General features: G+C 71.8%; 6 protein-coding genes. All 6 read left to right on the forward strand.

The window, feature by feature from the left end; genetic code table 11:
* Nucleotides 1-69: 69 nt before the first annotated feature.
* On the forward strand, nucleotides 70-1,590 hold the full coding sequence (locus tag ACRDTB_RS24825; RefSeq protein WP_431434028.1) for a hypothetical protein: 1,521 nt from the start codon (nucleotides 70-72) through the stop codon (nucleotides 1,588-1,590).
* A 649-nt stretch (nucleotides 1,591-2,239) separates the two neighbouring features.
* Nucleotides 2,240-3,136, forward strand: coding sequence for a LysR family transcriptional regulator (locus ACRDTB_RS24830; protein ID WP_431434029.1), 897 nt, complete (start codon nucleotides 2,240-2,242; stop codon nucleotides 3,134-3,136).
* The gene (locus ACRDTB_RS24835) at nucleotides 3,133-3,888 is read left to right on the forward strand and encodes an enoyl-CoA hydratase/isomerase family protein (RefSeq protein WP_431434031.1); all 756 of its coding nucleotides are present in this window, start codon (nucleotides 3,133-3,135) and stop codon (nucleotides 3,886-3,888) included. The genes ACRDTB_RS24830 and ACRDTB_RS24835 overlap by 4 nt, the downstream gene beginning before the upstream one ends.
* Before the next feature lie 76 nt (nucleotides 3,889-3,964).
* Entirely contained in the window at nucleotides 3,965-4,780 is an 816-nt protein-coding gene (locus ACRDTB_RS24840; RefSeq protein ID WP_431434033.1) for a helix-turn-helix domain-containing protein, read from the forward strand.
* A gap of 5 nt (nucleotides 4,781-4,785) precedes the next feature.
* Nucleotides 4,786-5,004 (forward strand): DUF397 domain-containing protein, encoded by a 219-nt coding sequence (locus ACRDTB_RS24845; protein ID WP_431434034.1) that lies wholly within the window; start codon nucleotides 4,786-4,788, stop codon nucleotides 5,002-5,004.
* Between the two features lie 115 nt (nucleotides 5,005-5,119).
* On the forward strand, nucleotides 5,120-7,041 hold a 1,922-nt coding region (locus ACRDTB_RS24850), incomplete at its 3' end, for a CarD family transcriptional regulator (RefSeq protein WP_431434036.1).

The raw sequence follows: 7,041 nt of genomic DNA on the forward strand, positions 1-7,041 counted from the left end.
GGGTCCAGAATGCCGGGTGCCGCGTCGCACTCGTGTGAGGATCCGGGCCCGTGGTGAGGGAGAGATCAGGTGAGCGACAACTGGTGGACCGACTATCAGCAGAACAAGCGACTGCGTGGCCTGCAGGACGACCTGTACGCGGTCAGCGCCTCACTCGCGTCGGCCAAGTCGTCCCAGCGCCGGCTGAACGCGGAGCTGTCCAAGGTCAGAGGTTCGCTCGAGCAGCGGCTGAACCGGCTGTCCGCGGCGTTCGACGCGTTCGTGGAGATCAGCGACCTGCGGGTGACGCTCGGGCTCTTCGACGCACAGGGCCGGATTCGCCACCACGCCCGCCAGTTGCTCGAGGGCGTCGGCCCGGACGGCGAAGTGTCCGATGTGGACGGATACTGGCTGGCGCCGGCGCTGGTCGCGCTGCGGGTCGCGGTCGACGGGGTCGCCGACACCGACTCGCTCGACCTGGCCAAGGCGCGTGACGCGCACCGCGCCGCGGTGTTCCACGTGCTCGGCACCGGCCTGCTCGGCGGACGCGGCACGGTGACCGCCGCGATGCTCTCCGAGGCACTGCCGATGCCGGCCGCGACGATGTCGCGCTACCAGCGTGCCGTGTGGACACTCGCGGCAGACGGCTTCTTCGGGGAGGCCGGTTGGGAGCTGGTGCGCCGGCGTGGCACCGAGTTCGTCCGCGCGCTGCCCGACGGCGACCGCGCGGCGGCCGCCGAGACGTTCCGGGCGGTCGGCACGGTACGCAAGATGGTGGCGCCGGTGCCTCGCGACTTCGAGGGCGTCGAGAACCTGGGCTCGGCGCTGTCGGCGGCGGCGAGGCTCTCGGCGATGCGGGCGTGGGTCGAGGAGGGGCTCGCCGGGTACACGAACGAGCCGGCGCTGGAGGTCGAGCCCGACATACGGACGGTGGTCGAGCTGCTGATCGATGAGGGGAGTCCGGTCGAGCAGCCGCTGCTGGCGCGGGAGCGTGAGCTGCGCGTGGTCATCGAGGGGGGCAGCGAGCCGCCCGCGTGGGACGGGTCGGCGGGGGAGACGATCGCGTTGCTGCGCAAGGACGCCGACGACGCCGAGCACCCCGGCCGGCGCGCGGCGGCCGTGCGGATCAGCGGGGACCTCGTGCTGGCGGCGGCCGAGCGCCTCGCCGCGACGGCTCGCGCGGACGCGCCGTACCGGGTGCGGGCGCGCACGCGGCACGGTCAGCTGACGGTCACGCCGGACGGCCCGGAAGAGGGATCCCTGGCGCAGCTGCGGTCCCGCATCGACGCCGGCGCGCAGGTGTCCGGTCACCGGCGGATGGCCGTGGGCGTGGCGCTCGGCGTGGCGGTGGTGTTCCTGGTGCTGGCGGTGGTGGCCGGCTGGGGTTGGCTCGTGGTCGCGCTCGCCGCACCGATCGTGGCGGCCGTCCAGTGGCGCGCGGACGTCCGCGACCGCCGCGACGCCGCCGCGAGCGCGGCGGCGAGGCACGGAAGCCTGGCCAAGGACGTCGAGCAAAGGGTCGCCGCGCTGGTCGAGTGCCGAACGCAGCTGGAGGACCAGCAGCCGAAGATCGACGAAGACCTGAAGGCACTCCGCGAAGCCCTTGCCTGACAAGGCGAGCACTATTCAAAACACTCCGGATCAGCAGCGCTCGGGCACGCTGCGGGCCTGTTTTGAATAGTGCTCGGCAGCTCGGTCGTCAGACGTACGAACACCGAGCCGGCTTCGCCGCGTTCCGACACCAGGCGGCAGCGGTCTTCGCATCCGGGGACCGGCGAGCGGAGCTGTCCCGTATCCAGGCTCCGACCCTCGTCATCACCGGAGAGGCCGACCCGCTGCAAACGGTCCGAGCCGGACGAGCAACCGCCGGGGCCATCCCGAGAGCACGGTTCGTCACCTATCCGGGAATGGGCCACGACCTGCCGCGCGACCTGCGGCCCGCCATCATCGACGAGATCCACGCGATCGCCACGACACCGACGAGCGACACGCAACCCTAGGGCGCGGTGGTCAGGCGGCCGGGCGGCTGCGGGCCACGATTCTCGAGCAGGTGCCCGCTACCACGCGTACCTGCAGGGAGCCGCAGCTGCAGCGGCTCCACAGGGTCTGACCGTCGCGGGTGCGGTGCCGGGACACGATTTGGAACGGCTCCGAGTCTGGCCATCCGCAGTGGGGGCAGTAGGTCATGGCTCCAGCGTGGCGCCGCCGAACGTGTACGTCCACGTTGACTTTCCGAACATTACCGTGAAGCATCGGCTTTATGATTGACCTGCGCCGGCTCCGCGTCCTGCGCGCCGTCTCGCACTACGGCACCATCACCGCCGCCGCGAAGGCCATGCACTTCACCACCTCGGCCGCCTCCCAGCAGATCCGGCAGCTCGGCCGCGAGCTCGACATCACCCTCCTCGAACCGCACGGCCGCAAGGTCCGCCTCACGCCTGCCGCGCAACGGCTCCTCTCACACGCCGACGCCATCGAGGCCCGCTGGGAGCAGGCCGAGATCGACCTGCGCACCGCACGCGAGGAGCCCGCGGGGCTGCTTCGCCTCTGCGGCATCCCCACCGCGGTGGCCATGCTGCTCGCACCCGCCGTCGCCCCGCTGCGCGCCAAGTACCCGCGGCTCGCCGTGCACATCCAGGAAGCGGAGCAGCAGACCGGGTTCGACCTGCTCTTCGACGGCGCCGTGGACCTCGCCGTGCTCGAGTCCACAGTAGACAACCCGACGGCAGGCGACCCGCGGTTCGACCAGCAGGCGCTGATCGACGACGTCTTCGACCTCGTCGTGCACTCCGAGCACCCGATGGCGGGCCGGGGCTCGGTCCGCCTCGTCGAGGCCGCCGGGGAGGAGTGGATCCTGCCGTCGGTCGCGTGCACCTGCCGCCAGTACGCGCTGTCCGCGTGCGGTGCGGCCGGCTTCACCCCGAACGTCGTGCACAACGCGCTGGAGTGGAACGCGATGGCGCACCTCGTCGCCAACGGGCTCGGGGTCGGGTTCGCGCCGCGCCTCGCGTACCTGCCGCCGCACCTGCCGATCACCCGGGTGCCGCTGGCCGGCGGGGCGCCCAGTCGCAAGCTGCTGACCTGCACCCGAGCCGGCGGCCGGGACCACCCCGCGGTCGCCGCGGTGCTCGCCGAGCTGGCTACCGTGGCCGCGTGAGCTTGCGCCTGGAGACCGACGGCCACGTCGCGACGTTGACAATCGACCGCCCGGCCAAGCGCAACGCGATGAGCTTCGACATGTGGTCCGCGCTCCCGGCACTGCTCGGCAAGGTAGACGACGCCGACGACCTCCGCGTGCTCGTCATCCGCGGCACCGACCACTTCTCGGCGGGCGCCGACATCAGCGAGTTCACCACGCTGCGCGCCGACCCCGACGGCGTCCGCCGCTACGGCGCCGCCGTGCACGCCGGTGAGCGCGCGATCGCCACGCTGGCCAAACCGACGATCGCCGCGGTCACCGGTGTCTGCGTGGGTGGCGGCTGCGAGCTCGCGCTTGCCTGCGACCTGCGCGTGGCCGCCGACGACGCGCGGTTCGGCATCACGCCGGCCAAGCTCGGCATCGTCTACAGCGCCACGTCCACCAAGCGGCTGGTCGACGCAGTCGGTCCGTCGTGGGCACGGCAGATCCTCTTCACTGGCGAGATCCTCGACGCGGCGACCGCCCTGCGGATCGGCCTGGTGAACGAGCTGTGCCCGGACCCGGTGGCCCGCGCGACCGAGCTCGCCGCGACGATGGCGAGCCGTTCGCAGGTGTCCGTGCGCGGTGCCAAGACGATCATCGGCCGGATCACCGACGGGCGCTTCGACGAGGACGAGTCCGTGCACGCGCTCTACGAGTCCTCGGTGACCAGCGGCGACTACGCCGAAGGCGTGCGGGCGTTCCTGGAGAAGCGGCCGCCGCGGTTCTAGTGCCAGGAAGGACGCCTTCCTGACGCCCAACGTCAGGAAGGCGTCCTTCCAGGCCCTCGCAGCGCAAGTCAGTCCCGTGTTGCTGCGGCGGGAGATGGGCCGGCGGCTGCGAGCCGCACGCCTGTCGGTGGGCCTCAACCTGGAGGAGGCCGCCGCGCGGCTGGAGGTCGCGAAGAGCTCGCTCAGCCGGTACGAGCAGGGCCAGGGCCTGGTTACCGTGCACCACCTGCGCACCATGATGGACGTCTACGACCAGCGCTTCGACGACCTCATGGAGATGTCCCGGCAGGCCAGGCGCAAGGGCTGGTGGAAGCAGTACGGCATCTCCGACAGCGACTTCGTGGCCCTGGAGGCCGGCGCCAGCCTGATCAGCGAGTATCAACTGAGCTTCATCCCCGGCCTCCTGCAGACAGCCGACTACGCCGAGGCATTGCTTCGGTCGGGCCGTCGATCGAGGCCCGCGGACTGGATCGACAACCAGTTGGCAGTGCGCCTGATACGGCAGGAGCGGCTGACCGACGAGGAACACCCGTTGCGGCTGGACGCGGTCATCCACGAGTTCGCTCTGCACTATCCAGTCGGAGGCGAGCACGTGATGCTCGCGCAACTCCGTCATCTCGCTCTGGTCACCGAACTCCCGACCGTGAGCTTGCGGGTTCTGCCGGCCTCAGCGATGGCCAGGGAGGGGATGTATGGGGGTGTCATCGTCCTGGACTTCTCGTCGCACAGCCAGCCCAGCATCCTTCATCTCCAGCACGCGGTCGGGCATGAGCACAAGGGCAGGGGCGAGCAGGTGCGCGAAGCTAAACTACGGTTTGAGTATCTCCGTTCGCTCGCGCTGGACGATGCGCAGTCGCTGGGCCTGATCGAACGGGCAGCCGACGCTCTGTGATCTCGATGAGGAAGAGGCGATCCATGGTGTCCACTGTGGACCTGGCCGGTGCCCGGTGGCGGAAGAGCAGCTTCAGTGGGGGCGAAGGTGGCGGCAACGATGCGTGTGTCGAGGTGGCGTTGAGCGGGCCGGCGGCTGCGCTGCGGGACTCCAAGAACCAGGCCGGTCCGGTGCTCGTTGTGCCCGAGTCCGCCTGGACCTCGCTGCTGGGCCACTGCGGCTGACCTGCCGCGAAAATTCTGTCGGTCCCCCCACGTAGGCTGGTAAGCGAGAACCCCTCCCACGGGCTCGTCCCGGGCAGGGGTATGTCCGCGCGTGCTCGAACCAGGGGTGTCCGCCTTGTCCCATGCCAGCCCGCTCGCCGGTCTGCTCGAAGCCGTCCTGCCCGACCCCGCCCTCACAACCGTCCGCGACGCCGTCGGCACGGCGAACCTCGAGCTGGAGGGCCCCACCGCCGCGCGCCCACTCGTGGCCGCCACGCTCGCCGCCAAGACGACAGTCCTCGTCGTCACCGCCACCGGGCACGAGGCCGACGACCTCACCGCGGCCCTGCGTGACCTGCTCGGCCGCGACACCGTCGACGACTTCCCGTCCTGGGAGACCCTGCCCCACGAGCGCCTCTCGCCCCGCGCGGACACGGTCGCCAGGCGCCTGGAAGTCCTGCACCGGCTGGCCACCGGCGACCCGCCGCAGGTCGTCGTCGCGACTGTGCGCAGCCTCATCCAGCCCATGGCCCCCGACCTGGGCCGGCTCGACCCGATCCACCTCGCCGTCGGCACCGAGCACGACTTCGACGAGCTGATCGACCGCCTCGTCGGCCTCGCCTACACCCGCGTCGACATGGTCGAGAAGCGCGGCGAGTTCGCCGTCCGCGGCGGCATCCTCGACCTGTTCGTGCCCACCGCCGACCACCCCGTCCGCGTCGAGTTCTGGGGCGACGAGGTCACCGAGCTCCGCCAGTTCGCCGTCGCCGACCAGCGGTCCCTGCCGGTGGAGGTCAGCGAGCTCACCGCGCCGCCGTGCCGCGAGCTGCTGCTGACCGACGACGTCCGCGCCCGCGCGGCGGAGCTGGCCGAGCGGCATGCGGCCGACGCGCACCTCGCCGAGATGCTCACCAAGCTCGCCGACGGGATCCCCACCGAGGGCATGGAAGCCCTCATCCCCGTGCTCTGCGAGGGCGAGCTGGAGCTGCTCACCGACGTCCTGCCCGAGGGCGCGCACGTGCTCGTCGTCGACCCGGAGAAGGTCCGCACCCGCGCGCACGACCTGGTCCGCACCGGCCAGGAGTTCCTGGAGGCCGCGTGGATGGCGGCGGCGGGCGGCGGCAGGGGTCCGCTCGACCTGGGCCGGTCCGCCTACCGCGACCTCGCCGAGGTCGCCACGCACGCCCGCGACACCGGCCACCCGTGGTGGACGCTCTCGCAGCTCACCACGCCCGAGGAAGCCGTGGTGGCGCTGGACATCCGCCCGGTCGAGGGCTACCGCGGCGACGTCACCCGCGCCTTCGCCGACCTGCGCGCGCACACCGCCACCGGCGGCGCCGCCGTCCTCGTCGTGCCCGGCGCCGGCACCGCCCGCCGCGCCGTCGAGCAGCTCGCCGACGCCGAGGTCCCCGCCACGTTCGCCGAGGACGGGCTGCCCACGCCCCCGCCGCCGGGGGTCGTCACGGTGGTCCGGGGTGCGATCGAGGAGGGCTTCGGCGTCCCGGACCGCGCGCTCGTCGTGCTCACCGAGACCGACCTGACCGGCGGCCGGCACGGCACGTCCACCCGTGACCTGTCGGCGAAGATGCCCTCCCGGCGGCGCAACGCGGTCGACCCGCTCGCCTTGCGCAACGGCGACTACGTGGTCCACGAGCAGCACGGCATCGGCCGCTACATCGAGATGGTCCAGCGCACGGTCGCCGGCGCCACCCGCGAGTACCTCGTGCTGGAGTACGCCTCGTCCAAGCGCGGCCAGCCCGGCGACCGGCTCTTCGTGCCGACCGACCAGCTCGACCAGGTATCCCGCTACGTCGGCGGCGAGCTGCCGTCGCTGAACAAACTCGGCGGCTCCGACTGGAAGAACACGAAGTCCAAGGCCAAGCGAGCGGTCAAGCAGATCGCCGCGGAACTGGTCCAGCTCTACGCCGCGCGCCAGTCCGCGCCCGGGCACGCGTTCGGCGCGGACTCCCCGTGGCAGCGCGAGCTGGAGGACGCGTTCCCGTTCACCGAGACGCCCGACCAGATGGCGGCCATCGACGAGGTCAAGGCCGACATGCG

The organism is Actinophytocola sp. (assembly GCF_050699935.1).
Lineage (GTDB): Bacteria > Actinomycetota > Actinomycetes > Mycobacteriales > Pseudonocardiaceae > Actinophytocola.